1 protein-coding gene is annotated in these 1,485 nt (G+C 50.8%); it reads left to right on the top strand.

Annotated elements, in window-relative coordinates; translation table 11 throughout:
• The first annotated feature begins 143 nt into the window (after window positions 1–143).
• Window positions 144–1,280, top strand: a complete 1,137-nt coding sequence (locus CAPSK01_RS20155; RefSeq protein ID WP_273704184.1) for a hypothetical protein — start codon at window positions 144–146, stop codon at window positions 1,278–1,280.
• Window positions 1,281–1,485 lie beyond the last annotated feature (205 nt).

Raw genomic sequence — 1,485 nt, 5'->3', positions numbered from 1 at the left:
ACAAAGTCGGCAAAACATGCTCAATGAGTTGTGCGTAAGGGTATGCATTTGAGGACGGACAGAAACGCCTGAGAGGTCTGCGCGACAGTATCCGCTTAGGGGTTTTCATACTGCCCGATGGCGGCTCAATACCGCGTAGAAACTTGGGTTCTGCGCTGCATACTTTTCAGGATTTCTATTCCCATTCCACATGGGTAGAAAAGGGGCATACCGGCACGGCCCCTCTTTGGGATAGTGGTTTTATCATCCCGCATGCGAAGCCCAGTGATAATACTTGCTTTTCGTCGGGTCCTATTCCTGGAGCAGCCCTGACCAGTGAATATTGGGACGTTTCTAATCTGAAATTTGGTAGTACAGACTATTATTTCTTTGTAGGGGCCGCCAAGTGCGGTCACGGAAGAGGTGATCTATGTAATGATCCGGTAAAGTGCCCTGGGAGTTTTGACAAGGATAGGAACTTGGTGGTGCCTGCTGCGGGAATTAACAAGGACACGGAGGTTCGTGCGGGTTATTCCGAGGCAGCACGCTTGGCAATCGATTCCTCGACTGAATTTATCCAGCTCATTTTGTCTGACCTTGGACCTGCCGGGGATTTGGAAGCGGACAAGAGGAGATGCAAGCTGATGGGGGAAAGTTGCGAAGCCTTGCACCTCATGACGAAGGGTGCTGGCAAAGGGAAAATAACTGTTTCAGATGCCCCCGGAACGGAAATCCTCAAGGATTGCGCGGTAGATTGTCTTCTGGGCGTCAAGGCTGGAACACTACTTACTGTGGAGGCAAAACCAGAGCCCGGTTCGGACTTCCTTTACTGGGAGGACTACTGTGCAACCCTTGGCTCGAGCTCCCGGCTAAGTTTTGTGTTTTCCGCAGGTACTGGAGCTACATTGTGTACTGCGCGCTTCGGAACGCTTCGGGGGGTTCGTTTTCACCCATCCGGGGACAAAGCGTTGGCAGACGCGCCGTTCTATCTGCAACTGGTAAATGCGGCGGACCTCGCGCCAACGACGGTGCCTGATCTCGATGTGACGGTGACATTCTTGAGAGAAGTGTTTAGCGCTTGTCGAGGCAGAATCTTTGCGAGCCCACGCACCGTTGGGATTGCTAAAGGACAGTCTTTGTCCGGAGATCTGGCCGGGTTCGCGGCAGGCGTCGATCCCTTCTGTAGAGAGCGACCCATTAAAACAGTTCTGACTATTACCGGGGCTGTCGTGGGAGCAACGGAAAGAATCGATATCACAAAGGTTCCGGCTGATCAGAGGCAGGTCTCAATTACACGATAACACGGTGAGGGGGATTATTAATGTTTTAGATGTTGTAAGCGCGTGGCACTGTGGCATCGGCAGATGTAGTGAATCTGGCGATAATATTTTTGTTTGATTCTTATTGATTGCTGGAGGTTGTCTAATGAAATCCACTTTCGAGAGTTTTCTCTGGATTTGTAGATTATTAATTTCTGCTGCGTTTGCTTCGTTCTCGGGGGTTATC

Origin of the sequence: Candidatus Accumulibacter vicinus (assembly GCF_000584955.1) — a bacterium.
Taxonomy (GTDB): domain Bacteria; phylum Pseudomonadota; class Gammaproteobacteria; order Burkholderiales; family Rhodocyclaceae; genus Accumulibacter; species Accumulibacter vicinus.
This window is presented reverse-complemented; position numbering and strand designations above follow the sequence as displayed.